At 44.6% G+C, this 26,940-nt stretch carries 26 protein-coding genes and 1 riboswitch; of the genes, 2 read left to right on the forward strand and 24 right to left on the reverse strand.

Annotated elements, in window-relative coordinates:
- Positions 1–223: 223 nt before the first annotated feature.
- Positions 224–332, reverse strand: a riboswitch (TPP riboswitch).
- Between the two features lie 94 nt (positions 333–426).
- The 20 genes from MKX46_RS03505 to metH form a co-directional block, all read right to left on the reverse strand.
- The gene (locus MKX46_RS03505) at positions 427–1,980 is read right to left on the reverse strand and encodes an ABC-F family ATP-binding cassette domain-containing protein (protein ID WP_029517433.1); all 1,554 of its coding nucleotides are present in this window, start codon (positions 1,978–1,980) and stop codon (positions 427–429) included.
- 184 nt (positions 1,981–2,164) lie between these two features.
- Complete coding sequence (locus MKX46_RS03510; protein ID WP_341070914.1) at positions 2,165–3,154, reverse strand: hypothetical protein; 990 nt, start codon at positions 3,152–3,154, stop codon at positions 2,165–2,167.
- The gene (locus MKX46_RS03515) at positions 3,141–3,695 is read right to left on the reverse strand and encodes a hypothetical protein (RefSeq protein WP_341070915.1); all 555 of its coding nucleotides are present in this window, start codon (positions 3,693–3,695) and stop codon (positions 3,141–3,143) included. The genes MKX46_RS03510 and MKX46_RS03515 overlap by 14 nt, the downstream gene beginning before the upstream one ends.
- Before the next feature lies 1 nt (position 3,696).
- Positions 3,697–4,092, reverse strand: a complete 396-nt coding sequence (locus MKX46_RS03520) for a hypothetical protein (protein ID WP_341070916.1) — start codon at positions 4,090–4,092, stop codon at positions 3,697–3,699.
- 40 nt (positions 4,093–4,132) lie between these two features.
- Positions 4,133–4,612: a hypothetical protein gene (locus MKX46_RS03525; RefSeq protein WP_023988985.1), complete on the reverse strand. Its 480-nt coding sequence runs from the start codon at positions 4,610–4,612 to the stop codon at positions 4,133–4,135.
- Between the two features lie 50 nt (positions 4,613–4,662).
- Positions 4,663–6,747, reverse strand: a complete 2,085-nt coding sequence (locus MKX46_RS03530) for a hypothetical protein (RefSeq protein ID WP_341070917.1) — start codon at positions 6,745–6,747, stop codon at positions 4,663–4,665.
- Positions 6,737–8,572, reverse strand: coding sequence for an ATPase, T2SS/T4P/T4SS family (locus MKX46_RS03535; protein ID WP_069011706.1), 1,836 nt, complete (start codon positions 8,570–8,572; stop codon positions 6,737–6,739). The genes MKX46_RS03530 and MKX46_RS03535 overlap by 11 nt, the downstream gene beginning before the upstream one ends.
- The gene (locus MKX46_RS03540) at positions 8,573–9,430 is read right to left on the reverse strand and encodes a hypothetical protein (protein ID WP_165146657.1); all 858 of its coding nucleotides are present in this window, start codon (positions 9,428–9,430) and stop codon (positions 8,573–8,575) included.
- Positions 9,427–10,140 carry a hypothetical protein gene (locus MKX46_RS03545; RefSeq protein WP_039271283.1) on the reverse strand — a complete coding sequence of 238 codons (714 nt, stop codon included), beginning with the start codon at positions 10,138–10,140 and terminating at the stop codon, positions 9,427–9,429. The genes MKX46_RS03540 and MKX46_RS03545 overlap by 4 nt, the downstream gene beginning before the upstream one ends.
- Positions 10,141–10,162: 22 nt before the next feature.
- Positions 10,163–11,149: an SAF domain-containing protein gene (locus tag MKX46_RS03550; protein ID WP_341070918.1), complete on the reverse strand. Its 987-nt coding sequence runs from the start codon at positions 11,147–11,149 to the stop codon at positions 10,163–10,165.
- Between the two features lie 40 nt (positions 11,150–11,189).
- Complete coding sequence (locus tag MKX46_RS03555; RefSeq protein ID WP_318627362.1) at positions 11,190–12,683, reverse strand: serine/threonine-protein kinase; 1,494 nt, start codon at positions 12,681–12,683, stop codon at positions 11,190–11,192.
- 179 nt (positions 12,684–12,862) lie between these two features.
- Entirely contained in the window at positions 12,863–13,921 is a 1,059-nt protein-coding gene (locus MKX46_RS03560; protein WP_165146666.1) for an SAM-dependent methyltransferase, read from the reverse strand.
- A gap of 22 nt (positions 13,922–13,943) precedes the next feature.
- Positions 13,944–14,717 carry an ABC transporter ATP-binding protein gene (locus tag MKX46_RS03565; RefSeq protein WP_340932359.1) on the reverse strand — a complete coding sequence of 258 codons (774 nt, stop codon included), beginning with the start codon at positions 14,715–14,717 and terminating at the stop codon, positions 13,944–13,946.
- Positions 14,714–15,028 carry a thioredoxin family protein gene (locus MKX46_RS03570; protein ID WP_029517421.1) on the reverse strand — a complete coding sequence of 105 codons (315 nt, stop codon included), beginning with the start codon at positions 15,026–15,028 and terminating at the stop codon, positions 14,714–14,716. The genes MKX46_RS03565 and MKX46_RS03570 overlap by 4 nt, the downstream gene beginning before the upstream one ends.
- Positions 15,025–15,363: a cyclic-phosphate processing receiver domain-containing protein gene (locus MKX46_RS03575; RefSeq protein ID WP_341070919.1), complete on the reverse strand. Its 339-nt coding sequence runs from the start codon at positions 15,361–15,363 to the stop codon at positions 15,025–15,027. Before MKX46_RS03575 ends, MKX46_RS03570 begins: the two co-directional genes overlap by 4 nt.
- A 71-nt stretch (positions 15,364–15,434) precedes the next feature.
- Positions 15,435–16,283, reverse strand: a complete 849-nt coding sequence (locus MKX46_RS03580) for a deoxyribonuclease IV (protein ID WP_185156338.1) — start codon at positions 16,281–16,283, stop codon at positions 15,435–15,437.
- Positions 16,273–17,091 (reverse strand): Fpg/Nei family DNA glycosylase, encoded by an 819-nt coding sequence (locus MKX46_RS03585; protein WP_025724124.1) that lies wholly within the window; start codon positions 17,089–17,091, stop codon positions 16,273–16,275. Before MKX46_RS03585 ends, MKX46_RS03580 begins: the two co-directional genes overlap by 11 nt.
- A gap of 73 nt (positions 17,092–17,164) precedes the next feature.
- On the reverse strand, positions 17,165–18,013 hold the full coding sequence (locus MKX46_RS03590) for a TIGR01457 family HAD-type hydrolase (RefSeq protein ID WP_081317588.1): 849 nt from the start codon (positions 18,011–18,013) through the stop codon (positions 17,165–17,167).
- Positions 18,014–18,477: 464 nt separating this feature from the next.
- Positions 18,478–19,407: a ribonuclease Z gene (rnz, locus tag MKX46_RS03595; RefSeq protein ID WP_029517417.1), complete on the reverse strand. Its 930-nt coding sequence runs from the start codon at positions 19,405–19,407 to the stop codon at positions 18,478–18,480.
- Positions 19,408–19,486: 79 nt separating this feature from the next.
- Positions 19,487–22,927 carry a methionine synthase gene (gene metH / locus MKX46_RS03600; RefSeq protein ID WP_340932365.1) on the reverse strand — a complete coding sequence of 1,147 codons (3,441 nt, stop codon included), beginning with the start codon at positions 22,925–22,927 and terminating at the stop codon, positions 19,487–19,489.
- 281 nt (positions 22,928–23,208) lie between these two features.
- Here metH and MKX46_RS03605 point away from each other — a divergent pair, with 281 nt between their 5' ends.
- Positions 23,209–23,751: a 1,2-dihydroxy-3-keto-5-methylthiopentene dioxygenase gene (locus MKX46_RS03605; RefSeq protein ID WP_341070920.1), complete on the forward strand. Its 543-nt coding sequence runs from the start codon at positions 23,209–23,211 to the stop codon at positions 23,749–23,751.
- Positions 23,752–23,850: 99 nt separating this feature from the next.
- On the opposite strand, the gene MKX46_RS03610 is transcribed toward MKX46_RS03605, so the two are convergent.
- The 4 genes from MKX46_RS03610 to MKX46_RS03625 all read right to left on the reverse strand — a co-directional run bounded on the left by MKX46_RS03610 (position 23,851) and on the right by MKX46_RS03625 (position 26,114).
- Positions 23,851–24,645, reverse strand: coding sequence for an HAD family hydrolase (locus MKX46_RS03610; protein ID WP_029517414.1), 795 nt, complete (start codon positions 24,643–24,645; stop codon positions 23,851–23,853).
- Between the two features lie 155 nt (positions 24,646–24,800).
- On the reverse strand, positions 24,801–25,310 hold the full coding sequence (locus MKX46_RS03615) for a hypothetical protein (RefSeq protein WP_025724118.1): 510 nt from the start codon (positions 25,308–25,310) through the stop codon (positions 24,801–24,803).
- Positions 25,311–25,430: 120 nt separating this feature from the next.
- Entirely contained in the window at positions 25,431–25,637 is a 207-nt protein-coding gene (locus tag MKX46_RS03620) for a DUF896 domain-containing protein (protein WP_029517413.1), read from the reverse strand.
- 108 nt (positions 25,638–25,745) lie between these two features.
- The gene (locus MKX46_RS03625) at positions 25,746–26,114 is read right to left on the reverse strand and encodes a LysM peptidoglycan-binding domain-containing protein (protein ID WP_341071896.1); all 369 of its coding nucleotides are present in this window, start codon (positions 26,112–26,114) and stop codon (positions 25,746–25,748) included.
- 186 nt (positions 26,115–26,300) lie between these two features.
- Between MKX46_RS03625 and lexA the strand changes: the two genes are divergently transcribed.
- Positions 26,301–26,927, forward strand: coding sequence for a transcriptional repressor LexA (gene lexA, locus MKX46_RS03630; RefSeq protein WP_013310545.1), 627 nt, complete (start codon positions 26,301–26,303; stop codon positions 26,925–26,927).
- Positions 26,928–26,940: the final 13 nt, after the last annotated feature.

Below are 26,940 nucleotides of genomic sequence, written 5' to 3' on the forward strand. Positions count from 1 at the left end.
ACTAAAGGATCTAAGCTTAGCCAGCCACGTCTACCAGCAGGAATGAAAGGGGATTATATGTGAATCGTCTACGGAAGCTCGAACTACTTAAAATGAACGAAACGCAAAAAAACCACTTCCCCAAGGAAGTGGTTTAACGAACGTCCAATAATCGAACGGACCATGATATCCGTATACGTGTATCGTCCCACGCACAAACAAAAATAAAGATGGTGTTGCCTTGTTTGTACGGCGCTCACTTCCCTACGCTGGCATAACCCAGATCAGGTGCAAAGGGTCCGAAATCCATTTATTCCGTCTCAGCCGCATGGGCGGCTCCCCTAGTGTGACTATTTTATTGTATAAGCTAAAGATAGCTTAGCATATTTTTCTAATTCTGCAAACCCCACTTCGTGTGAAATTTGCTGGAACTGGATTTAGCTGATTTTAGTTAACTTTACTTGACCACTCTTCCACATTCCACGTTTTGGTTACCCAATCCTCGTAAAAGTCCGGTTCGTGAGATACAAGCAATACGGTCCCTTTGTATTCCTTCAAGGCACGTTTCAGCTCATCCTTTGCTTTAACATCCAAGTGGTTGGTAGGCTCATCGAACAGTACCCAGTTGCTTTCACGCATTAACAGTTTGCAAAGACGGACTTTAGCCTGTTCTCCACCACTGAGCGCAGATAGCGGACGCGTGATATGCTCATTTTTCAAACCGCAACGCGCCAAATGCGCTCGTACTTCATGCTGGTTCAAATGCGGAAATTCATTCCACACATCGTCAATCGGTGTAATTTTCTCGGCCTTTACTTCCTGCTCAAAATAAGCGGGCTGCAAAAAATCACCTTGATAAGTTTTTCCACTGATTGGCGGAATTTTTCCCAATATGGTTTTGAGCAATGTCGATTTACCGACACCATTGTAGCCGACAATTGCAATCTTTTCGCCACGTTCAATCGTCATGGACATTTTAGGCAAAAGGGCATGTGTATAACCAATCTCAAAATCAATACCCTCAAATACCGTCTTTCCGCTTGCACGTGCCTCTTTGAATTGAAAGGTTGGTTTTGCGGCTTCTTCAGGCTTATCAATACGTTCGATCCGATCAAGCTGCTTTTCACGGCTCTTTGCTCGGCCTGATGTAGAGGCACGCGCTTTATTACGCTGAATAAAATCTTCCTGTTTCTTAATAAAATCCTGTTGCTTCTCATAAGCATCAATATGCTGGGCTTTGTTCAGATCCGCCATTTCGAGAAACTTTTCATAATTAGCTGAATAACGGGTCATCTTGGCAAATTCAAGATGGTAAATAACATTAACGACCTGGTTCATAAATTCAGTATCATGTGAAATAAGAATAAAAGCATAAGGATAATCCTTCAAATAGCGCGTAAGCCATTCAATATGCTCTACATCCAAATAGTTGGTAGGTTCATCCAGCAACAGGACGTTCGGCTTTTCCAACAGCAACTTAGCAAGAAGAACCTTTGTCCGTTGCCCGCCGCTAAGTGCGGATACATCCCGATCCAGTCCTATGGCCGACAGACCTAGTCCATTCGCCATCTCTTCAACCTTTACATCAATGAGGTAAAAATCCCCCATATCCAGTTGCTCCTGAATTTCCCCCATCTGTTCCAGCAACACTTCCAACTCATCAGGAGAAGCATCCCCCATTTTGTCAGTAATCTGCATCATTTCCTTTTCCAATTCCAACAAAGGAAGAAAAGCATCCTTCAATACATCACGTACCGTTTTGCCCGGTGTCAGCTTGGTATGCTGATCCAGATAGCCGTAACGCACACGTGGAGTCCATTCCACTTTACCCTCATCCTTAAGCAATTTTCCAGTGAGAATGTTCATGAGTGTCGATTTACCAACACCGTTAGCTCCTACCAAACCTACACGTTCCCCCGCAAGCAATCGAAAGGAAACATTTTTAAATAATGCGCGGTCCCCAAAGTTGTGGGATACATTTTCTACAGTCAATAAACTCATAAGCTGTTTTTGGCTCCTTATTGTCATCGGCATTGCCGACTGTTCTTATTTCATATGCATTTCGTTTCTCTCAAAGCTTTATTGTAGCACATTCTGCAACCATATCGGAATATTGAAAACAGTGAATTTTAAGGTTTTTTGGTATGGATCTGCCTAAAAAAAGAAAAACCACCCATGAGGGTGATTATTTTAAGCCATTATAACATTTGTACTCAAAGTAACCCGCAGCTGCTGCAGATTTTTCATCCGTGAAACGTTCACTCGCTTTAAAGGGAGCTGGACATGAATCTCTATAAAAATACTTTATTCCAGTATCTGGTTCTATGCCACCGATAATGTCTTGCTTTCTAACGACTCTCCCACCACCAAATCCATAGTTATTGTAATACCTGTCTCCGACCGGAATGCCTTGGATAAACGCGATCAGCCCCACATCATCTACCGTGTTGTACCACTCCTCTTGCGGAATGATCGGTAGCGTGAACGAATAAGTTATGCCGTTACGCGCTGCTTTTTCGTTATGGACATTAATAATTCGCGCCAAGTCCTCTTGAACGCTGCGAACAATGGTGGAACGACGTATTTGCTCAAAAGTTTCTGAATTATTCAGCAAAGATATAGCGGTCTGATCCTGAAGTTCCTTTTGAAAGCCTTCTACCCACCTGTGATTTCGAGTATCGTATGCGTGCACATAATTATCCAAGGTGAACCCCACACTGTTGCCTACTGAATCAACATAGGCATATGGCTTTTTTTCGCTCCATTTGTGGCCAATAGCAGCTTGTCCATGCTCGTCTGTATAGGCTTCTGAGGTGAACGCATAATAACCGTCATAATCCAGAATTACAATAGCCGGTATGTAATCCAATAATGCACGTTGTGCTACTATATCCCCATCAATGCCTACATTAAGAAAAAGGGTGTGCAGGAACGTGTTCAGCGCTACTTCTTTATCTACCCGAAAAAACTTATCCGATCCGTATCCGGCCTCGCGTTCCTGACGTTCATTCTGTGAGAGCACAACCCCTGCATCCTGAACTGCGGTACGGAGAGCCGACGTATATTTCATTTCTAGCTGCTGCACTTCACGCTGATTCTGCACCCGTAAGTCACTAACTACACCAAAGGGCAAAAACAAAAGTATAAATATGACCGCAAAATCAGTAATCTTCATTCAGAACCATGCCCCCGTAAGAAGCTGTAACTGCCGGCTTGCCGCTATCTGCCCCACCAAAAAGCCATGATTTGTACAAGTCCGCAGGAGTCCGATTCGTATTATGTACCCGGACCGTAAAATAATCCCCGGCCATCAAGGTATATCGACGCGTCTGATCTGATTTTGGCTGCTGATTGTCAGGAAACAGTACAAGAAAAATTTGCGAATTATAGTACCCATCATATACAGCTTCATAATTGCCCAGAAAACTATCTGGCTTCACGGCATCTGCATAGTCCGGTACATACTTTTTGTGCATATGCTCCAAGTCAACTTCGTACATATTGCCTGTCAATTCCAGATCATGCATAAAATCGTTATACATCGTCGGTGTAATGTAACCTTTGGTTCTTACCATATCAACAAAACGTACAGTTGCATGATATGTATTTAACCCGGATATATCATCCTGCCGTTCAGCAGCTTGAGCTGCGGGTACGATGTACAAAAGCAATACAGCGAGCAGCGCCCCCAACAGCTTCGATATTGTTTGAACCACTTCAGTCTTCCCCCAATTTCTCAAAACGTACAGATGTTATGTCCCCATTCCCATTACGCTGGGGGTACATGGAATATAATGAGGAAGCATCCAGGGTCGATACATCAGGCTCAAACGGTTCAGAAAATACATCATACTCTGTCCCGTCGACTTGAATCGAAATCCCCTCCTGTAAGTTCATGCGAATTGCCTGTATGACCTGAGTTCCTTTAATCCGCTCCGGCAACCCCACCCCAGCAGTACGGGCTATTCGCCCTTCAGAATGCTCCTCTTGCTGTGATCTTAATTCCAGTGCACCATCCAGCTGCCTGGACAAGTCTGCTGCCGTTACACATGCGGTTATGAACAGAATAACTGACACACCAAGCCGCAGCATACTTGAAGCGTGATCAGACATACTCTCATCCCCTTTATGATTATTATCTCTGCTGTAGTGCTTAGGACTGGGTAAACAACAACCCACGTACCACGTTCGATTTGTCTTTGACGATTTCAGCTTTAAATTTACCACTCGGATTTACGTATTCATTCTCTTTCTCATTAAGTGTATTCGTGATTTTCCCTGTCTTATCACTGCCACCATTCACGGCGCCATACTGTTCACTGTCTGGGCTAATGTTCAGAGCATTACCGTACCACTGGCCTGCCATATTTTTGCCGGTTTTAATCTGAATGCCGAATTGGTCCTTCCCCTGAAACTTTCGCAGCGCATTGGTCACCTGGGAACCGCTAATCGTTGTGCCGTCATATACCGTAAAAGAGGCTTGAGACAATTCGGTCTGAATATCAGCAAAATTGTTTTGTGCCGTTTTAGTCGCCTCCTGGGCTGAAATAAATAGTATAACTACAATCGTAATTAGAGCGATGGTCAAAAATATCCCAGCAGCTACCTTTAAAGCTGTTGATGCGTTATTCATTATTTTTCTCCCCTAGCTTGTTATTTTGTATTAGTCATAGGTTAACTTTCTTACTGAATTTTTTGTATTTGTTCATAATAGTTATCCATTTGAACAAAGCTCATGCCGATCAACGGAATCACCAAATATAAAAAGATAAGACCATACATCGGGGCAAAACCAATCATCCTTCCCCAGATAGCCTTACTGTCTATTATTTTTTCATACTCCTGTTTTCTTTGTTCGAAATAGTAGGACATATGGGATTCCAAATCATCAAAGGCCTCTCGAATCGTAATTTTACCTAAAGACAAATGAAGCTTATCCACGAGACGTTGAAATTCCGGCAAAGGCGCTTCTTCTTTTAGCAAGTCGAGAGCTGCCTCTGGCCCATGTTCATAATGAAGCAAACATTTTTGCAGAGGTCTTTTGAATACAACTGAAAATCTGTTCAGCCACTCCAATATTTCCTCGACAGACATTCGTTCCATAACCCGTAAAATGGAAATAACTGTTTGAAATTGATACACCTCATGCCTCATATCCAACCGACGCATTTTTCGTTGCAAATATAATAAAAGCATAGGCATTTGATAGGCTGCGTACCCAACAATCAAACTAATCAGCACTTCCCACCACTTGATGTATTCATCATTCCAATCTTTTAGCTTTTGGAGGATACGCCAAGTATTTGTGGATAACTGTTCAGGAGTAGCAGTTCCATTAGCATTATGCTCTAAAACAGCGTACGTATGTTCGTATGTGCTGTTCGACCTCATGTTCAGCGAATGCATGATTTTGCGATCAATCTCACTCTGCTTCAAAGCTTCTTTTTGCTCCACCGGACTTAAACGTCCAAACATTTGACCCGATTGCACTGGTGCGTGAAGGATATGCGTTCTCTCAGCTTCATGTAAAAAAAATATCGTACTGATACTGAGCACCAATCCTATGATACAAAGAGCCATTCTGCGTATGTAGAGCCACTCCAGCCTAATCTCCGCACCACTTTCCTTTAATAGGCGGGTTATTTGAAAATAAGAAGACATATTCTGACGCGGAATTAAAGAATCCACCACATTACGAATGATAGGAAAACGGTATAGCTTCTGCTCCCAAACCCTCCGTCCTCTACCCGCACGATATCCTGTCTCGTCGGTCTGTTGTAGCTTCTGTAATAGGAAATAAGATACGATTATCACAATATAAACGGATAATTTTGTGATATAACCCAATTTTCCCTGATAAAACTCATCCATGGAGGGAAAGCTGGATCTCGCCCATGTCTCGATTGGGATGGTAAAGAAAACAGGTGCTAGTGCGATCACGTTTAGACTTTTTAACAGATAGTCCAGTTTATTTCTTCGCAGCAACTCCAACTGGATTTCGCGTGCGAGACTGCCGAGCCCCTTCAAGTAAATGGAGCCACCCTCCTCAACCCGATCACCAAACTCCATTACCATATACGAGATACCGGCAAAAGCTTTTAAAAATCGATTAGGAGCCGATTCATAGTATCTTTCCAATGCTTCGTGCGGATCAACATCTGTTAGCGCCTCATGGATGAGTCGTGCGTGTCTTCCGGCCTCTGCCTCCGCCAAATCGGCCGCTTCGGATATAGCTTCCTCCACCATACCGTGCTGATGGTAATAGTGACGCACATTGGCGAATAATTCGATCATCTGTGCAAGTAGCCTTTTTTCCATCCGGCTAATGGCCATATCCAAAATAAGACCGTTGATTACCACTCCGCATAAAACGGCTAATATAGCAAACTCTATTCCTGGCTTCATCATGACCAGCACAACACCACTGCAAGCAAAAGCTCCCCAGATGAACAGTGTCATCTTCATCGTCTGTAGGCGAAGCTTGTACTCATCGTAGGCATGCTGACCAGCTAGTCGCTTACGTATACTCGTGATGTATCCGGACAAGAAAGGGACCTTCATACACAGCGTGTACAACTTATGCAGTAAGGCTTGTAGCTCACGTTGCAGTACCGCTTTTCCCTTGCGACCTTCCTTCACAGAATAAATTCGTCCTGTGCGAACTGCATGACTACTGCGCTTACGCAACCCCCATAAAGCTATATATAGAAGCGTAAAGCCCCCACCTGATATAAGTAAAATCCATAATAAAATTTCTTTAAGACTCATAGTCTTCCTCCCAATAGCGGGTCAAAAAACTGCGGAAATCTCTGGCATCATTTACATTCATCTGCTCACACATTTCTTGTACATTTTTGGCTGTTAAGGGCTCCATCGGTATATAGCTTCCGTTCTGATATTCCATAACGTGGCGATAACTGTAGCTCGTTGAAGCATTGGAGCCTGCATCCGTATGATCCGGGTCACGCGGCACACATTCTGTGATCCGTTCGATGTAGCGTCGCCCTTCCGCATCACGTTTGAGATGCACATCAAAGTTAATGACATGAACTACCTGTTCCTCAGCAATGCCTTCATGCTGAAATACTCCTGTTTTGAGCAATGAATTACGAAGTGAAAACACGAGATCACGAAATGTTTTGGCATGATGAGTAAAAATGGTGAACAGACTGGCAACCTGCGACATTTGAATCATCCAAGCAGCTACTTCATCACTTGCTACTTCGCCTAGAATATTGACGGTTCCATCTGTTTTTTTCTGTAAGTCAAGCCCTTGTTGTCCTGAAATATGATCCGTTTCTCGAAAGCTAAGAATGTTACGGCGACTGTAGATGCTGCGTAGATGCAGTTCAAAAGCCATTTCCTGAACGCGAAGCGTATACGAAGCATAAATGTGCTTGACCATCGCCATTAACAACGTCGTCTTACCTGAGCCCTGCGCGCCTGTGATAGCAGTAATCCGGCTGCCTTTCATTAAATAAGAAAGTAGCTGGATTGGAAAATCAGCATTTTGTCCCTTAATTAACTGTTCCAGCGATGCGCTTTGAATATCAAATTTACGGACAAAGAAAGCCCACGATTCTGAGAAAGGAGGTCGTACCACCACTACCCGTGACCCATCCTTCATTTCATTGACCTTATAACCATTTGCTTCGGAAAGCTGTCCCGGGTAATTGTATTTGTAAATATTTTGGCACACCCTTTTAAGTTCACGCTCAGATCCGAAGGAAAGGAACGAAAGATGGATCGTTTTACCTTTATAAAAAATCCATACGCTCTCATAACTATTGGCAGTAGGCATAGTTGTTTGTTCAAATACATACCCATCGGAAGGCCAGTCTGATGATGCAGGAATCCCACCTTCCGGCATACCACTGACGCCCCCACTTACACCGTCGATCCGCTGGTCACGAATATCATCAATGACGGAAAAGCCTTTATAATGCTGATAAATCCGCTGGACAATAATATCCACCTTCTCCAAAAAGGAAAGGGGCCGGTACTCACAATCATAGATATAACGAATGTCCTCTGCGGTAACGAGATAACTTCCATCTTCTTCACCTTGCTGTGAATATCTCATTTCGGCCAAGTCATAAGTATCCAGTAAACGTGATAGTGCATCAGCGCCAAACTTCTGCTGGTATTGGTAAAATATAATTTCGAATTGATCCTGTATGCTAAACAACTCAGGTCTGGAGAATGGCATAACAGTATCGACGATTTTCTCGTTCAAGCCGTAACCGTGAATCAGAAGCTCAGCCATCAGATTTTTAACAAAACGTTTATCTCCACTGCTACCATTGGCACAGTCCTTTAATGCCCTGCGTAGTTCCGCCCTTTGATGGATACGCCGTCTATATTCCTCTTCATGCAATCCGGCATCCGCCATCTGGCTATGACTTAGTTCATGAAGTGCATTTTTGATATACTCTATTAATGTTTCGAATGTGGCATCTTCATTCTTTTTTTCTACTCGAAGGGTTGAATGTCGCGAGTGAAAATTCCCTCGATATTTAACAATAATCAGTACGATGCACATCAATACTATACAGGTAAGAATCAATCCGTTGATCATTTGAGCGGACAGCATTTAAGCGCCCCTCTCCAAAGCCTTGAGCCGAAGATCGGACTCTGCCGCCTCCAGAATAGCTTTGCTGATATGACGTATACTCTGCGCCCATCCTACAGTCATAAAAAGCTTGCGAGGCTGCCCTTTTCCACTTCGTACCTCACGCTGCACATGGCCGATCACATCCCTGCGGTTCCATGCGTCCATAAATCCGGTGTTATAAGGGACTGTATACAGAGCACCTTTGTAGCCATATCTCCTGCGAATATTCGCTTCATTCACTTGAGAATGCACATCATATTTTCCAAGTACTATTAATAAGGGTAACGATGAGTAGGTAGATAACGGAGACACGGATTCAAAATAAGCGTCTAACTCTCGCATATTCTGAGTGAGTGAAAGAACAGCCAGTTTGGCTCGTGCACATGCTTCATGCTGTACAGCCCCCCATCCTGCTCCACTTCCTGCATCAATTAGCGTTAAATCATAATATTGGTTCGCTGTATCTATTACTGCCCGTACAAGCCCTGGAGACAGTAACGGCGGTGCAGCTCCAAAGCTGGAGGTTCCCTCAAGTACATCCAAAGTATGTTCGAGTACAGGTGTCGTATAATTACGAATATTTTCTTTAGACAGTGTCCCTCGCAGAACTAAACGTGCGGCAGCATCCCAGCCCCCTTCCTGAAGCTGTAGGGTTGGATCATCCATACCATACTCTTGTATAGGTAATCCTGATTCAATACCAGTATGTCTACGACCCAAATGAGTCAATAATAGTCTTCCTCTATATAGATTGCCTATGGTAATTGCTATTGCTGCCGCCAAAGAGCTACTTCCACTAGCCCCCTTAATGGGGCTCCAAAACAAAATGGTACTCATGCTCTACTCCTTTCCGCACGCTTTAGCGCACGACGAATCACCTTTAATTCCCAACTCATCCATTCCCCAATACAACGGCATAGTTCTTTCTTATACATTCTGGATAGCGGTTTTAGTATTAGCTGTTTTTTATGCTCATTTTCCAGTTTCAGAGCAAGCAACCCCTCATCCCATGGCAGTATATATGGCTCTTGCTGCCAAGATGCCGGGAAATGATTCATGTATTCCCACAGATACGGCTCCTCCAGACCACAATCCACGGCCTGTAAAAATAGCTTGTGAAATACAAGATCTTTGGGGAATTCAGGTTGACTGAATAAATGCTGAAGCCAATTCTGTCCGTTATGCATTAGCATGCGGCTATAATCACTGACCCAAACTCGCAGTTCTGCCCTTTTCCAAACAGAAATTGGACAAAAATCAAGTAACTCTACATCTAAAATAACAATGTCATAAACCTGCTCTGCCTTCTGATCAGCCGTCATACCTATATGCAGGTCTTCCCATGCTGTAAATCCAATTGCTACATCAAAACCACTAAACTGCGTAATGGGAAGTGGTTTGTCAAGCATCCCTATGCTATACCGATACCGTCCCCGCAGCGTAGCATCTACAAGCAGTACCCGTTGGCCGGAAGCTGCTAATATGCTGCTGATGTATAACAAGGTATCGCTTTTGTCACAAAGCCCGGCAAATATCCATGTTTTCATACTTCCGTTCCTTTTCTCTCATTTATTTGGCATACGGGTCAGAGCTTCCACCCTGCGTCAGAATCTTTGTTTGTTCTTGATGATCCTGCTCATTCTCATATTCATTTCTTGTAACATCAATCCCGCTTGTTGGGTTTTCTATAGTAGCACCCGCATGTTGAGCTGCAATTTCCTCACTCAGACTTCTTTCCACGGGTGTTGAAATTACACTGTTTGATGAACTAATTGCTTTTTCAAGGGAATCCCGCAGCTGCTTAGACAGCTTTTGTTCAGCAATGTGTATCAAATTCGGATCACTATTCATTAACGCTAACACCTGCGCGTTAGGTGGATAGGTCGGGATTGCCTTAGGCTGAAATTGGGGATCGACATACGTCAGAGCATAAATGGATGCTTTATGCAGATAGGCATCAACAATCGCGCTCGAAAGCGATAATATTTCCTGCTCATTCAAAGTGACCCAGACAATTGGACCTTCCAGTCGGGAAATCTTCTTTTTGGATAATAGAATGTAATCCTGACCTGTTGGAAATTGTATGCGGATATCTACTTCGTCCCCCGACTTTAGACTGTTGGGTAGTACCACCACCTTTAGCTCACGGTTGCGTAAATCTTTAGGTGTGGGTTCATCAGCAGTAATCATAGACGATGTAAGCACAGATCCTTTTTTAAGCTCAATCTTGGCTGTGGTTCCGGAAACTTCACTTTTATTTGCCAGCAAATTTGATGGAGCCTGAGAACCGGGAACTTTAATTCCCTTCAAATCATTAGATGCAATCTGTTCACCTGGAGAAATATCACGGACAACCGCCCAGCCTTTTTTCGCGGTTCGTTGCTCTTGTTCATACACTTTCCATTTCAGTTCTGCCTCTACCTCAGCCTGTTTCCTAACCTCATTCATTTGATGGATATTAACCATAAGGTAGCCGGCAAAGATAATGCCAACAATCCCAGCGCCAATGCAACCGGCATACAGTTTTTGTTTACTGCTTTTTCTTAGCTTGGACACACAACTTCTCCCCTGCCTCTTTTTGATATATACTTTCTATTTAGCGCCGTCGCTTAAGGAATGCGAAGCGTCTTCTCCGGGTGTCTGGAATAACTCCGCGAAACAGCTCGTCCAGCACCTGATCCATCTCATCATCCCGTTCGAAGGGGTCTGAGTGGAACGGTAGAGCAAATACTTTATCGTGATCCAGCTCCTTACGAAGCCTGCGAACCGCCTCCGAAGTTGCCAATGGCAAGCAGTAATTCCATTTGTGCTGTGGGTGGCGCTGAAGAGATCGGGTTAGCCCTGCTATATCCTGAACCCTCCATTCGGCCCCTGAGCCAACGACGAGCGGATAATCGGCTCTCAAGAATTCTTCCAGACGTTCATTATCCTGCCCACTCCCCAGGTCCAGTACGATAAATCTGTAAGAACCACCCAACAAAGAAATGACATCCGCACGCGATGTTTGTCGCCAGTAATGTACTCCATCGACTTCAAAACGCCGACTTGAACTCATTTGTCCAACGGATGTGCCTTCTACAACTTCTTGAAGTCGGGCAAATGCTTTGGCTGTGCTGTGCAGCTCAACCAAAGCTACGGAGCGGGATCTTCGAGCCAGATAGTGGCTCACCATAATTGCTGTATGCGTAGCACCGGAGCCGGCAGAGACACCCAGTACAGCCACTACCCTTGTACCTGCATAATCCATTGAGGCATCATTAACGGATATTCCTTGTTGAGCAGGTTGAAAATCAGCACTGCGACGCAGTTCTCCAATGACCTCCCCGGCGGATTGAAATCGTTCCTCAGGATTCTCACGCAGCAGTTTTCGAATTACTGGAATCAAATGACGAGACAATTCCCCGCGTATATATCCTTCTACTCCCGCAGTCCACTCGCTATATTTGCCTCCTGTACAGAGATACAATAGCAGCGCTCCCAAACTGTATAAGTCTGAACGAGCATCCGTCTGACCTGCTCCATATTGCTCCGGGGCAGCGAAGCCCACTGTGCCCAGCTTTACCGTATCTTGATCCAGCTCAGCCTTGTAGCTCCTCGCTATTCCAAAATCAATCAGTATAAATTCCATTTCCGGTGTCAGCATAATATTCGTTGGTTTCAGATCCCGGTAAATGACTGGTGGTTGACGGGTATGCAAATAATCCAACACATCCAGTACCTGCAAAGCGAATGGGACGATTTGCTCCTGTGGAATATAGCCTTGGTAGCCCTTCATATATGCTTCCAGCGTAATTCCTTCGATGTAATCCATAACCAGGTATACCGCTCCAGATGGGGGATGCTCAAAAAAATCAACAATTCTTGGTAAACGTGGATGGCTTAGTGAAATCAGCATCTCTGCCTCCGTGCGTACAAGCTTCATCACTTGTGGCTCGGCAACCGACTCCTTCACTGCCCATTGCTTGCCTGGCAGTTTTAAATCCTCTGCCATGAACACGCGGCTCATTCCTCCCGAACCCAATGTGCGCACAATACGGTAACGCTCACCAACAATTGATCCGAATTCCAACTGTGATGGTTGCTTCATTATTCTCCTACCTCCTTTCTTAAGCAAACAACGCAAAAAAGGGAAAGCTGCCGCAAAATCAAATTTCCATGTCGCCATGAAAACCGTTTCGCGGGATGCTTTCCCTTGATTTAAACATCATTATTATTTTTAAGGAACAATTTGGATTTATTATATAGCACACCTGTATCTATTGTAAAGTGTTATTTTCCATACTTAATCATGTACAGGGTAATCTCATCTCGATTATGGAATAGCTGCTTAGCTCGCTGAATCTGCATGCCGGACTCCTCAAATGAAGCAATTACATCATGAATGAGCGCCAAGGGCTTTTTATGCATTAGCTTGACCGTAACGATAGCAGTACCACCACTTCGCAAACTATATAGTAAATCAGTAACAAGCCTTGCCATTTGCTTAGGACTCCAGCTCATATCACAAACCAGCAGATCGAACGAATTCTCTTTAAATTTGACTTCACTTGCATTTTTACGCAAAAAAGTCAGATTGGCGTACTTCATCAGTGATGGCTCCATCTTTGCCGGATCAACCGCAGTAACTTTCAGTCCCCGCTCCAGTAAGAAGGAAGTCCATCCACCCGGTGCTGCCCCAATATCCAGTCCCTGATGGAAAGCGCCAAAATCTATGCCGAACGTTACTTCTGCTTCCAATAGCTTGAATTTGGCACGGGAAATTTGTCCGTCTTCTTTCTGAAAACGAACCGCACCTCCGCTCCAATCCGATAGGTTGTCCTCAGGACGTGATACACCTGCATACCACGTATCTGTATCTGCAAAAACGGACACAATAACATCGGCGCCTTGTACTGTTTGCTCCATAGGTAGATCACTTAATTGTTCACTCAAAGCCTGCTTAAGTGCACCTGCGCTTTCAGTCCAGCTGCTATTAGATCCTTTGCGCACTTGTAAAGAAACACGTTGATCCATCAGTTCCTTGCGGTTACGGATGAATGCAACCAGACGCTCCTGCACCTGAACCAGATCCGTTCCTTCTTCCTGAAAATGAACAGGAAACAAGTGACGTAAAAACATCGGCGGCTGACCTGTAATTGTCCTCACTGCCTCAATTTCTTCCGCAGGTAATGTAGCCAGAAAAATTTCACCAGGTAAAAGCATCGTACTTTTCACAGAGCCAAATATTCTTCTAAGCTCCTCTTGAGCATAGGGTGCAAAACCGTGATTGGCCGTACAAATAAATCTTGATGATGACAAAGTAGATTCACTTTGTTCATCTGTACTCATATATAGTTCCTCCAAAATAACATTACCCTCCAGCGCACACCCGAATCCAGGGACGTTCTCCATCCCAATCCAGCTCAACCGGAACTTCATATGTGTGCATAATCAATTCTTTCGTTAAAACTTCTTTTTTCGGTCCAGCTGCTGCAACCTTACCATCACGAATCAATGCAACATGTGTAAATAGGGGGACAATCTCCTCAATGTGATGAGTCACATAGACCACTGATAAGTCCCGCTTGCGGAGCCGATCAATCTCGACCAGCATTTTTTCCCGCTCAAATAGATCCAACCCAGCACAAGGCTCGTCCATAATTAGCAGACGGGGTTCCGCCATCAGTGAGCGGGCCAACATCACCTTTTTACGTTCTCCTTGAGATAACGTCCCCAGCGGATGATGAATCAAGTCACCTAAATTCATACCCTCCAGCAAAGATATGGCCTTTTCTTTTGCCTCTGTTGGAATTTCCTGATAAAAGCGCAAAAAAGCATACGCACCTGTAGCGACTACTTCCCAAACTGGATCTTTTAGCGCCAGCTTTTCCAATAAGGTCTGACTGATATATCCGATCTGCTTGCGGACCTCCCGCACATCACATTGACCATACATTTGCCCAAGCACTTCAACCGTACCACGACTTGGAAACATATACCCTGTCATCATTTCCAGCAAAGTTGTTTTACCGGAACCATTGCGACCCAGAATAGCCCAATGTTGACCTTCTCGTATATCCAGGCTTACATCGTCCAATATCCGTCTTTCTTCCCGCTGCAACGTAATGCTCTTCATGGATATCATTCCATCACGCTCCTTATTTTGCTCAGCAAGTGTTCTACAGATTCCATTTTGTAGATGATTTCAGGATTATTGTTTTCACCATTATATATAAGAAGCGCGGGAACGCTGGATATCCGGTACTCCTGTACCAGTTCAGGAATATAGTTAATGTTGCTCTGCACCACTGCTCCTTCGGGGAGCAAATGCTCTGCTACCTCCAGCATCTTACGGGCAGCCGCGCATGTTCCGCACATGGGAGTGTACACAAACAAAGCCAGCTTGCATCCCTCCCATATGGCACGGCGCGCGTCTTTTTGTCCGATCTCTTTCATTGTTCAGACCCTTTTCTGATCTCTCGCATACGCTCCTCGGGTATGGGCCCATTATGCACGGTGACTCCCTCTGGCTTATTCGCATAGAGCAGCTCATACATGGCTCGCCGCCCCTCTGGACTGGAGGAATGCAAGTAAATTTCACACGGATATAACCGTTTCCCTGCGATAGCAGCAGCCACATCTTTTCCCGTGGGTTGACCTGAACCCAAATCATAATCTAGCGATAGTATCGTAATAGGATATTCATGAAGCAGCAGCAGACACTCTTCCGCATCTCTTGCCAGCTTAAAGCCCGGAGGACAAGGCCGATAATCGTCCATAAACAAATACATCAACTTCTCCTCCTTTTCCCATATATGCAAGCTCACATGCCTCAAAGATAGTTATTATCAATCAGATTGATTTACTCCCAGCTTAGAATCATTTGAATATCCTCCTGATGTGTTCCATCAGGTCCCGTCTCACTCTCCAAAACGATAGGAATGCCTCTTACAGCCTCCTGATCTGTCATCCAGCGCATGCCCTCAGTACCAATGTAACCTTGCCCCACACGAGCGTGTCTGTCTTTTTTAGAGCCATACGGGTATTTAGAATCGTTCAAGTGAACTCCGCATAGAGCTGACCAATAGCCGAGACGGTTTCCTTTATCAATCAAAGCCTCGTCCATTCCACCGTTCCACAATCCTGCTGCATACGCATGACAAGTGTCCAAGCAAAAGCCGATACTGTCAGGATACCGGCACAACTGACGGATTTGCACCATTTCCTCAAGCGTGGTTCCCATAGGTCCATGATCCCCCGCCTGATTTTCAATCAATATTTTAGCATTTCCCTGCCAGCCTTCCAGCACATCATTAAAACAGTTAATGATGTTACGATAGCCCTCTAGAGGGTCTAACGAATGCATGTGACCAAAATGAACGACAATCCCTTTTGACCCACAGGCTTCAGCAATATCCAGATCATTGCGTAATGAAGCAATCGTCAGCTCATAAAGTTCCTGACCACGCTCAGACCCATGAGCCGGATTAACGGGATATGGCGAATGAGCAATGGATTGAAGCTGGTGCTCTACACAGTAAGCGTTGCAAGCAGCAGCATCAGTAGCACTCCATTCCTTCAGTCTCAGACTACGAGGATTTTTCGGGAAATATTGAAATGAACGCCCCTCCTGCTCTCGCGCACGCATAGCGGCTTTGAAAAAGCCACCACGCGTACTCACATGGGAGCCGATGAGCAATTTAGGCATCATGCTGCTGTACCGGGCAATAAAATGCTTTTTTCCCCGCCAGTTCAACCCTTACAATTTTTCCGCCACTTGGAGATTCTTCTCCTTCGCGGTCATATACTCGACACTGATGATCAAATCCACCTGTTAGCGTGTCTCCCTCCATTAGAGGCATTTCCATGTACCCGCCTTCCGCAGTAGCTTCACGTAGTACGGATTGAGTGGCATGGTATAGCTTTTCCACTTTTTCTGGCGACTGCACAATGTTTTGTACTTTGGAACCCGGTGTAAATCCGGCGATATAAGCAATTTCGTCCGAATAACAATTGCCAATACCTGAAAAAATCTGCTGATTCACCAGTGTTGTTTTTAAAATCCCCCGGCGTCCCTTCAGCCGTGCTGTAAACTTTTCCAACGTCATGCGGCGGTCTAACGGGTCAGGTCCCAGGTCTGACAAAGCCTCCTCTGTTTCTTTAGCCGTCAGCAAGTGCAGATAACCTAAGCGCAGTCCGATAAAATAAAGCTTTACTCCACTAAAATCTAATTCGATCTGAACTGTACGATCTGGACGCTGCTCCTCCGTTCCCAGAAATAACAGCCCTCCCAACATCAGATGAAGTACGAGCCGTCCGCCCGTGTTTAAATGAAAAATCAAATGCTTGCCTCGACGCTCTAAATATACAACGGTCGTTCCGAGCAATTGCTTCTCAAACGTTTCCACTTCAGTATTAATGGACTTTTCACGGCTAACCGTCACTCCAGTAATCGGAATGTCCAAAATTTGTTTGGATAATAAGATTCTGTAGTTTTCCATTTCAGGAAGTTCCGGCATATCAACATCTTTCCTTTCGTAGCTACATAGCTTTTAATGCTCGCAAGTTTTCTAAGGCATATACTTTTTTCTATTATCTCAGCTCTTCTTTCATCCAGTCCTGCAATTCAGCGAGATTTTCAAACATCAGGTCAGGTTTTACTCCAACGGTACGCACATGCTCGTCCATATTAGCGCGGGTCGTCACGCCCGACAGGATCAGAGCTGTTTTACAACCTGCTGCTGCACCTGCCGCAATATCTGTAAGCATATTATCGCCCACAACCAGAGCTTCATCCGCCCTAATGTTTAAGCGGTTCAGTGCATAATTCATCAATACGCTTGAAGGCTTACCGATGACAATAGGCTTTACCTGTGAAGCCGCTTCAATTGCTGCTCCAATCGTACCTGCTCCTGGCGTTAGCCCATCATGTGAAGGCAATTGGAGATCCGGGTTTGTCAAAATAAAAGTGGCTCCTTCCCGAATCCAACGCATGGCAGCGGCCAGCGCATCATATGTAAATTGACGATCTATCCCCTGCACCACATAATCAGGATGGTTCTCAACAAGCTGCAAACCGGCTCCTGTGAGTGCATCACGTAATCCTGTCTCACCAATACAATATACACGAGCTCCAGGACTTTGCTGTGCTACATATTGTGCAGCTGCTAACGCCGAAGTATATACTTCATGGCTGGCCGCTTTAATTCCCATACCAACCAAATGCTCAGCCACCGATTCGGGTGTGCGTGAAGCATTGTTTGTAACATAAGCATAAGGTATCTGGTCTGTACGCAATCGGGATATGAACAGATCCGCACCCTTGATCATCCGATTTCCATGATAAAGGGTTCCATCCAGATCAATTAGTAACGATTTTATCGCAATCCCCTCCCCCACTTCAAATCCATTCACATCATAGCATTGAAAATTATAATTCATCCTATGAACGATGTTCTCCTTCTTATTTAACCACCTTAATGATTCAGGTTATAAAATAATCGGCTGTCTCCATTCATCCCATCTATCTTAAGTCAAAAATGCTTATGAAGTCCATGAATTGCTGGTAAACCGTGCAAAATAGCGCCATTCCTCGCTAAAAGCCGTCGCTTTCACATGACATAAGTTCACATCTTCGTCGAAATCCATCGAAGGCGCTATTTCCTCAAAGGAAATCTTCTGTATTTCCTGATCATGCTCAAGACATAAAATCCTTTAAATTCGATATATAGAAACGCGAATATGACATACCTCCATATGTGGTAGAACAAATTCATCCCCACCACCGTGTACGGGTTCTCATCTCTTGTCGCATCCTGCGCTTTCCCGGAAAATAATTTCGGTGAAAAACAAAGGCACCGGAGCAAGCCCCGGTACCCATGCACATATCTTTCTCCAATCGTTTATTAACCGATATCGGGTACCGGTAACAACACATGCTGCTCCGCAAGCAATGAATTGGGAAATATGCTTCGCGCTTCCTCCAGCAATGGCTGAAGCTGCTCCTGATCTTTATACCTAGAACTAAAATGTGTCATGATTAGCTGACCCGCACCTGCGGCTTTTGCAGCCTCCGCTGCCTGAAGCGCCGTACTATGATGATACTCGTACGCTGTATCTGCCAGTTCATGCAGAAAAGTGGCTTCATGAACGACGACAGTTGCATCTTGAGCCAGCACTACCGTATTCGGGCAAGGTCTCGTATCCCCCAAAATCGTGATGATACGCCCCTTTTTCGGCGAACCCAAAACATCCTGAGGGTGCAAAATAACTCCACCCTCTACCTCCACGCTTTCCCCACGCTTTAACTTACCGTACACCGGGCCGGGCTTGATTCCATATCGCTCCAACAGTTCTTGGTTAAGCTTACCGGGCTTATCCATCTCTACAACTCGGTAGCCATAGCTGTCGATCCGATGATCCAGCAAAGCTGACTCTACCCGGAATTGTCCGTCATCAAACAGAACCCCGCCCGTATGCTCCACAATATGTAGTTGGTAATTGATACGCGATTGGCTGATCCCTAAAGATAGCTCGATATATTGCTGGATTCCAGGCGGTCCATATACCGTCAGTGGTGTCGTTCCCCCCTGGTACGCTCTGCTCGACAGCAGCCCCGGCAGACCAAAAAGATGATCCCCATGCAAATGGGTGATAAATATTTTTTCAAGTCTGCTTAGTTTGAGCGGCGAACGCAATACCTCTTGTTGAGTGCCTTCACCGCAGTCGAACAGCCACATGCTTCTTCGTTCTTCCAGCAAACGAAGAGCGATGGACGTTACATTTCGCTGAATCGTAGGCACCCCTGCATTTGTACCGAGAAAATAAAATTCCATAACATTAACCTTCTTCCTGCTGACCAGCAAAAAACCTCCGAAGCTCGGAGGGTATTTGCTATCCCATCTGATAAAGGTGTTAAACCTTTTCGACGTTAAAATACTGCGCCTGAGGGTGGCTGAACACCATGGCTGATACAGAAGCCTCCGGTTCCATCATAAACCCTTCCGTCAGCTCAACGCCAATATCCTCAGGTTTTAACAACTGGAACAACGGCCCCTGTTCCTCCAGATCTGGACATGCAGGGTAGCCAAAGGATACCCGAATGCCTTGATATCTGGCACCGTGCCGCTGTTTCATTGTCATATCGGCAGGGTCCGGAAAACCCCAGCTATCCCTGATAATATGGTGAAGCCGTTCCGCTAACCCTTCTGCTACTTCGAGTGCTACCGCTTGAAGTGCATGCGAGCGCAGATAATCCCCTTTATCTTTCCACTGGGTAGATATCTGCTGAATCCCATGACCAGCTGTAACGACCATGAAACCCACATAGTCCATAACTCCGGATTCCACTGATTTCAAGAAATCAGCCAGACACAGATAAGGCTCTACCTGCTGGCGCGGAAATGTAAATGTGTGCAGTACCTTGCTCACATCCGACGGATCATAGATCAGAATTTGATTCCCTTGCGACTGCGCTGGAAAGAAACGATACATGGCATGTGCCTGGATGATTCCGTCTGTCACAGCTTCAAACATGATGCTGTCCACGGTTTCCTTCAACTGAATCGCTTTCGGATCTTCCGAAGCCAGCAGCTGCTCAACATTGCCTTTTAAACCAAGATGATGCCCCATTAGCATCTGCATATTCACGTAAGGCAAAATATAATTCAGTGGATAGTTACGCAGTACATGGCGATCCGTATCTGGTGGAATATAGACGGGCAGATCCTGAGCAATGTTAGAGCGCACAGCTCGAGTGAGTTTAGGGAGCGGCTTGGCTTCCACGACGATTGCCGCTTCAGCTTCTCGCTCAGCCTCCATCTCCTCGGCCATTTTTTTACGGGACTCAGGATTCATAAGCTTATTGGCAATATCTAGGCCATCCATAGCATCCTTTGCATAGGCAACCAGACCATCATACTCAGGACGGATACGATTTTTAGTGAACTTACGTGTTAAAGCAGCTCCACCCACCATTATTGGAATATCAATATTCGCATTTTTCAAATCCTGTGCGGTCAGCACCATTTGTTGTGCCGATTTAACAAGCAACCCGGATAAGCCAATCATGTCGGCCTTTTCTTCACGGTAAGCCTCAATAATGCGTTCTGGTGGTACTTTTATACCCAGATTCACAATATGGTAACCATTGTTGGATAGAATAATCTCCACCAGATTCTTACCAATGTCATGCACATCACCTTTGACTGTAGCCAACAAAATCTTACCTTTTACTGAGGATTCATTCTTCTCCATGAACGGCTCTAAATAAGCCACGGACGCCTTCATCACTTCAGCGCTTTGCAGCACCTCTGCTACAATCAATTCGTTATTGTTAAACAGTCGTCCTACTTCCTCCATCCCCTTCATCAGCGGGCCGTTAATAATCTCCAGCGAAGAATATTTCACAAGCGCTTGCTCCAGATCCGGAATGAGTCCCTCCTTACTTCCCTCCACTACGTAGGAAGCCAGTCTTTCTTCGAGCGAAAGGTTTGATATCTTTTCTTTTTTCTCCACTTTCTTGTTACGAAAAGCTGCTACAAAAGCGGATAAAGTATCGTCATTTGTTTTATAGATCAAGTCTTCCGCAAGTTTCCGCTCATGCTCTGGAATGGATGCATAACGCTCAAGCTTCTCAGTGTTTACAATCGCATAGTCCAGACCTGCTTTGGTACATTCATATAAGTAGACGGAATTGAGCACTTCACGACCCGCTTCCGGCAAACCAAAAGAAACGTTACTGATGCCCAAGATAGTATGCACTCCGGGAAGCGCCTCTTTAATAATGCGAATACCCTCAATCGTTTCCTTAGCTGAACCGATATATTGCTCATCACCTGTTCCTACTGGAAATACAAGCGTATCAAAAATTAGATCCTCCGCTGCCAAACCGTAACGGTTCACCAACAGATCATAAGAACGTTTAGCTACCTCAAGCTTATCCTCACGTGAAATAGCCTGTCCGCGTTCATCAATCGTACCAACAACAACAGCTGCGCCGTACTTATGAATAAGAGGAGCCATGTTCTCAAATTTCTCTTCACCATCCTCCAGATTAATGGAGTTAATAATCGCCTTACCTTGCGAATATTGAAGTGCTTTATCAATGACTTTAATATCCGTTGTATCTATCACCAAAGGTACTTTTACCTTGTTTACAACCAGTTTCAAAAACGCTTCCATATCCGTCATTTCATCGCGGTCCGGGTCCTGCACACAAATATCAATGACATGCGCTCCGCTTTTTACCTGAGCACGGGCAATTTCAGACGCCTCTTCATATTTGCCTTCCACAATCAAACGCTTGAATTTGCGGGAGCCAAGAACATTTGTTCGCTCACCAACCATATACGGACGATTGTCCTGTTCAATATATACAGGCTCAATGCCTGATACGGCAGGAGGATGATGACCTACCAGCGGACGCGGCTCAAACTGCGACATACTTTCACTCATAACTCGAATATGCTCAGGCGTGGTACCACAACATCCCCCAGCAATATTCAACCAGCCTTTTTCAGCGAAAGCAGCCATTTTACGTGCTAATGAATCAGGCGATTCATGGTATTGGCCATTTTCATCGGGCAAGCCCGCATTTGGATAACAGCTAATAGCTGCAGAGGACATTTCAGACAGAGAGCGAATATGATCACGCATAAACTCTGGACCCGTAGCACAATTCAACCCAATCGAAATTGGATGTAAGTGTTCCAGTGATATGGAAAAGGATTCGATATTTTGTCCGGCCAACGTCGTTCCCATAGGCTCAATCGTGCCTGAAATCATTAGCGGAAGCTCGATACCTGTCTGCTCAAAAGCCTGCCGAATTCCGATACTTCCAGCCTTGACGTTAAGCGTATCCTGTGAGGTCTCCAAAAGGAGTACATCCACGCCGCCTTCAATAAGTGCCAAGGCCTGCTCTTGATAGCTGTCAATCAGCTCAGCAAATGTAACACCGCCTGTGACAGACAAGGTTTTCGTGGTTGGGCCCATAGCTCCTACTACAAAACGAGGCTTGTCCGCAGTGCTGTATTTATCCACCGCGTTACGCGCCAGCTTGGCCGCCACCAGATTAATTTCACGGGCACGTTCTGGTATATCGTAATCCGCCAAAACGACGGATGTTGCTCCAAATGTATTCGTTTCAATTAGGTCTGCTCCGGCCTTCAAGTATGCTTCATGAATCCCTTGAATGACATCCGGTCTCGTTAAGACCAGCATTTCATTACAGCCCTCCAGCTCTTCCCCACCAAAATCATCGGGGGAAAGGTCTTCCTGTTGAATCATGGTGCCCATGGCCCCATCAAGAAGGAGTATTCTTCGTTGTAATGCATCCTGCAAGCTAACTTTATCCAAATTTCTTCACCCCCGCAAAACGTTAAATCCTAGTTTAGCAGAAACCGTATCATTTAGATAGATTGAAGTAAAAACATACGTTTTATACAGGTTGTTCTTTGTAAAAACGACTTCTCTTATCCATTTTTATAGTTTGTAGCATTATTAAACGTACTTAACCCTGCATCCTTTAGCTATGTTCATTTGCATTATAAAATGTTGAAATCCTGTATTGTACAACGTTTCAAGACATGGTATTCTTTATATAACATTAATCCAAGTGGAAAAGAGGGGATAAATACATGGCCGAAATCTTAATACGTAATACGAATGAAAGAATTAGCGGTGAAGAACAAGTACGTGAATTTCTGGAGAGTCACGAGATATTGTATGAACATTGGGATGCTTCCAAATTGTCCGGGGAGCTGCAAGAGAACTTTACCTTAACAGATGATCAAAAGGCCGCTGTTCTCAAAACATTTGAACCCGAAATCAAGGATTTAGCCGCACGTCGCGGATATAAAATATGGGACGTTATCACTCTATCTGAAGCAACGCCGAATTTGGACGAGTTGCTAGCCAAGTTTGAGCAAATTCACACCCATACCGAGGATGAAATCCGTGCCATTATCGCTGGTAAAGGCATCTTTATTATTAAAGGACCTGAAGAGATCGACTATTTTAACGTAGAGCTTTCACCGGGGGACGTTATCTCCGTACCCGAAAATATACCTCACTTCTTCACTTTAATGGAGAATCAAAAGATCGTAGCAGTCCGCTTGTTCATTGAAGAAAATGGCTGGATTGCGGAACCGTTCGAAGATCCAACCTTCATTAAAGCATAATTACGAATTTATCCTTGTGTAAATAAAAAACTCCCTCTGCTCTGTGACAATCGAGCGAAGGGAGTTTTCTTAATACTCGTTTCTAAAGGTGTAGATTTCTTACTTTAACGACTGAATAATTCCATCCAATTCAGACAGATGCTTGATTTGAAACTTCGGCTTGATCTCTGTGGTATTGGTTTTGGCGTTTCGGTTCACCCACACCGAGTGAACACCTGCTGCCAACGCTCCTTGAATATCAGTCGTCAGCTTATCTCCTACCATTAAAGCATGTTCAGGCTCAATACCAAGAAGCCCCAACGCATGCTGGAATATAGACGGATCCGGCTTGCCTCGACCAAATGAACCTGAAATGACCACATGATCAAAGAAAGGAGCTAATTGAGGAACTCCATCCAGTTTCTCCTGTTGTAAATCAGGGGAACCGTTTGTCAATAATAACAGCTTGTATTGTCCCTTCAATTGTTCTAGAATTTCAAACGTTTCTTCATATACATGGGGACGTGCGCGTCTTTCCGAAGCAAATTGGGTAGCCAGCTTTTCCGCCAACTTCTCATTATCTATCCCTAGTTGCTGGAGTCCTCTGCGCCATGATTCCTTTCGATAAACAGGGGCCAACTGTTCCAATTGACGGAATTCAGGTTGCTCACCTGCTGTAAAATTCGCCCACAATCCTTCAAACGGATTAATGCCGATCATTTGAGTAAAACTAAAGGTTTCATAGGATTCATACAAAGCGCGTGCTTCTTTACGTACGGCTTCCTCCAGAGCTTTTGGATCAACACCTGCTTCACGGGAGCCTGTTTGACACGCTGCATCAAATGCCTCTTCTACACTACGTTCATCCCACAAAAGGGTATCATCAAGATCAAACATTACCGCTTGAATCGTCATCTGAATTATCCACTCTCTTTCCACAGTATATGTACGCCTATTTGCTTGATTAAGCATTTGAATCGTTATGTGTGCCCATATTAAGCAAGCGGCCGCAGCATGTTATATGAAATAACATCATACGGCCTTTGTTACAGAGCTACAGGCTAAATCAGTTATTTCTTGTCAACCTGTATCTGATTGGATAGCGCAAACTTCTCAAGTCGCTCTGCAATGGCATCCGTGTCATAGCGACCTAATGATTTTGTGAAAATAAAATTACCACCCTTACCTTTTCTTTCAACGGTTACGTAACCCTTTTCAATCTTGATGGCTTTCATGTCCCCTGCCGTCATTGGACGTTCTCTACCACCTTTCAGCATATAGAGAGTATCCTTTCCCACTTTCAGATAAGGACGACGGATAAAAAAGATAACAGCCAGCATCAAGTACAGGCCGAATACAAGCCAATCCATCCCTCGCATACCGGTCTTAGTCAAAAAGTAACTCATCAGCATGTACAATACAGAAAGACCAGCCAGCATAATTGGCACAGTAATATTACGGCCACGAAAAATATCCATTGCAGAACCTGCGCCGCTAATGGTTTGAATACCTTGCTTTTTGCGCGATTTATTTAAATGCGCTGTGTTTTTGCGTACTTTTCTTTCAAATGATCGGGCCATCTCTCAATTCCTTCCCAGATATATTACATTAAAACAATTGCCTCAAAGCTGATCTATATAGATACCATGAGAGGTACCTAAAACAAAAGGCAAATTGCAGGCTTGGCCGCTTTAACAACATTAATGCTTCAGCCCGTCATTTCCCTTCGATGTATCATCGTCCACAAATTCAATCGTTTCTAGCTGCTGCCGAAAATTACGGCGAATGTTACCTAAATAAATTTCCCGAAGATTGGCACGTTCTGTGGTTTCCTCTTCTGTTAATCCCTCGGATTTTGCTTTGCGCGCTAATTCATTAATGCGCTGTACCAAGCTGTCTATATCCAAATTGTGTCCCCTCCATAAAAGCAAAGATATAATACACTTTGACATGTAGAAAAGAGCTTGTCAAGGCTCCCGCATTACGCTCCCTGACAAGCTCTAATAGTCTATTGATCATAAGTCAGGAAGCTTGAGTACCTGACCTGCCTGCACTCCCCGATCCTCTAAACCGTTAATCCGCACAATTCCTTCTATATATACCCGTGTATCCATTCGTTCCGGTTTATGATTCGAGGCAATCTGCCACAACGTATCCCCAGGTTGTACTGTCAGTTTAGTCACTTCTTCCTTGGAAGCTGAAGGAGCCGCGAAAACCGTAAGTACACCTGCTCCTGCAATCCAAGCAACAATCACTATAATAAGAAGCTTAAGTAAAAGAGTATGGGTAATAATCTGCATAAAACGCGCCCTACCCTCTTTTCGGGTCTCCTGTAAATTTTCTATATTCATTGGAAAAATACTTTGATAGGTGCTATATTTCATCATGGTTGTGTCCTCCAAACGTTTGTTCTTATGTTTTCACAATATAACACGAACGTTTGTTTTGTTCAATAGAAAAGAGAACAAAAGTTCGCAATTTTTTTAGGGATTATTTAGAACTTATGTTTGTACGAACGGAGGTTCTATGCTATAATTTTCCCAAACGTTACTAAATGGGGTTGATACGGTATGTCTAAGATTTCGAGCCGCCAGCAGGCCATTCTTGAATTTATCCGCAATGAAGTGCGTCTAAAGGGATACCCCCCTTCTGTACGCGAAATAGGCGAGGCTGTCGGATTGGCCTCCAGTTCTACGGTTCACGGTCATTTGGATCGTTTAGAGAAAAAAGGACTCATTCGCCGCGATCCTACAAAACCACGGGCTATTGAGTTACTCGGTCAAGACGAATCGGATAACAGCAACTTGATTAATTACTCCATTAGTCGTGTCCCCGTCGTCGGCAAAGTAACCGCTGGTCTTCCTATTACGGCGACAGAAAATATTGAAGATTACTTTCCTCTTCCCCAACACTTTGTTGGTGAGGATAAAATATTCATGTTATCTGTTGTAGGCGAAAGCATGATTGAGGCTGGGATTGCTAACGGAGACTATGTAATCGTACGTCAGCAGCAGACCGCTGATAATGGCGATATTGTTGTAGCTATGACAGATGAAGACGAAGCTACAGTTAAAACCTTCTACAAAGAAAAAGATCATATCCGGCTTCAACCTGAAAATCCAGCCTTTGAACCGCTTCGTCTGACACACGTCAGTATTTTGGGCAAAGTTGTAGGACTCTTCCGGGACTTCCACTGATTTCTCGTTCTTC

This window comes from Paenibacillus sp. FSL P4-0113, from assembly GCF_038009305.1.
Taxonomy (GTDB): domain Bacteria; phylum Bacillota; class Bacilli; order Paenibacillales; family Paenibacillaceae; genus Paenibacillus; species Paenibacillus polymyxa_D.

Bases quoted from the DNA above. Each gene is read 5' to 3' on its own strand.
- MKX46_RS03505 (WP_029517433.1), bottom strand. From the start codon at position 1,980: ATGAGTTTATTGACTGTAGAAAATGTATCCCACAACTTTGGGGACCGC.
- MKX46_RS03510 (WP_341070914.1), bottom strand. From the start codon at position 3,154: ATGAAGATTACTGATTTTGCGGTCATATTTATACTTTTGTTTTTGCCC.
- MKX46_RS03520 (WP_341070916.1), bottom strand. From the start codon at position 4,092: ATGTCTGATCACGCTTCAAGTATGCTGCGGCTTGGTGTGTCAGTTATT.
- MKX46_RS03525 (WP_023988985.1), bottom strand. From the start codon at position 4,612: ATGAATAACGCATCAACAGCTTTAAAGGTAGCTGCTGGGATATTTTTG.
- MKX46_RS03530 (WP_341070917.1), bottom strand. From the start codon at position 6,747: ATGAGTCTTAAAGAAATTTTATTATGGATTTTACTTATATCAGGTGGG.
- MKX46_RS03535 (WP_069011706.1), bottom strand. From the start codon at position 8,572: ATGCTGTCCGCTCAAATGATCAACGGATTGATTCTTACCTGTATAGTA.
- MKX46_RS03540 (WP_165146657.1), bottom strand. From the start codon at position 9,430: ATGAGTACCATTTTGTTTTGGAGCCCCATTAAGGGGGCTAGTGGAAGT.
- MKX46_RS03545 (WP_039271283.1), bottom strand. From the start codon at position 10,140: ATGAAAACATGGATATTTGCCGGGCTTTGTGACAAAAGCGATACCTTG.
- MKX46_RS03560 (WP_165146666.1), bottom strand. From the start codon at position 13,921: ATGAGTACAGATGAACAAAGTGAATCTACTTTGTCATCATCAAGATTT.
- MKX46_RS03565 (WP_340932359.1), bottom strand. From the start codon at position 14,717: ATGATATCCATGAAGAGCATTACGTTGCAGCGGGAAGAAAGACGGATA.
- MKX46_RS03570 (WP_029517421.1), bottom strand. From the start codon at position 15,028: ATGAAAGAGATCGGACAAAAAGACGCGCGCCGTGCCATATGGGAGGGA.
- MKX46_RS03575 (WP_341070919.1), bottom strand. From the start codon at position 15,363: ATGTATTTGTTTATGGACGATTATCGGCCTTGTCCTCCGGGCTTTAAG.
- MKX46_RS03580 (WP_185156338.1), bottom strand. From the start codon at position 16,283: ATGATGCCTAAATTGCTCATCGGCTCCCATGTGAGTACGCGTGGTGGC.
- MKX46_RS03585 (WP_025724124.1), bottom strand. From the start codon at position 17,091: ATGCCGGAACTTCCTGAAATGGAAAACTACAGAATCTTATTATCCAAA.
- MKX46_RS03590 (WP_081317588.1), bottom strand. From the start codon at position 18,013: ATGAATTATAATTTTCAATGCTATGATGTGAATGGATTTGAAGTGGGG.
- rnz (WP_029517417.1), bottom strand. From the start codon at position 19,407: ATGGAATTTTATTTTCTCGGTACAAATGCAGGGGTGCCTACGATTCAG.
- MKX46_RS03605 (WP_341070920.1), top strand. From the start codon at position 23,209: ATGGCCGAAATCTTAATACGTAATACGAATGAAAGAATTAGCGGTGAA.
- MKX46_RS03610 (WP_029517414.1), bottom strand. From the start codon at position 24,645: ATGACGATTCAAGCGGTAATGTTTGATCTTGATGATACCCTTTTGTGG.
- MKX46_RS03615 (WP_025724118.1), bottom strand. From the start codon at position 25,310: ATGGCCCGATCATTTGAAAGAAAAGTACGCAAAAACACAGCGCATTTA.
- MKX46_RS03625 (WP_341071896.1), bottom strand. From the start codon at position 26,114: ATGAAATATAGCACCTATCAAAGTATTTTTCCAATGAATATAGAAAAT.
- lexA (WP_013310545.1), top strand. From the start codon at position 26,301: ATGTCTAAGATTTCGAGCCGCCAGCAGGCCATTCTTGAATTTATCCGC.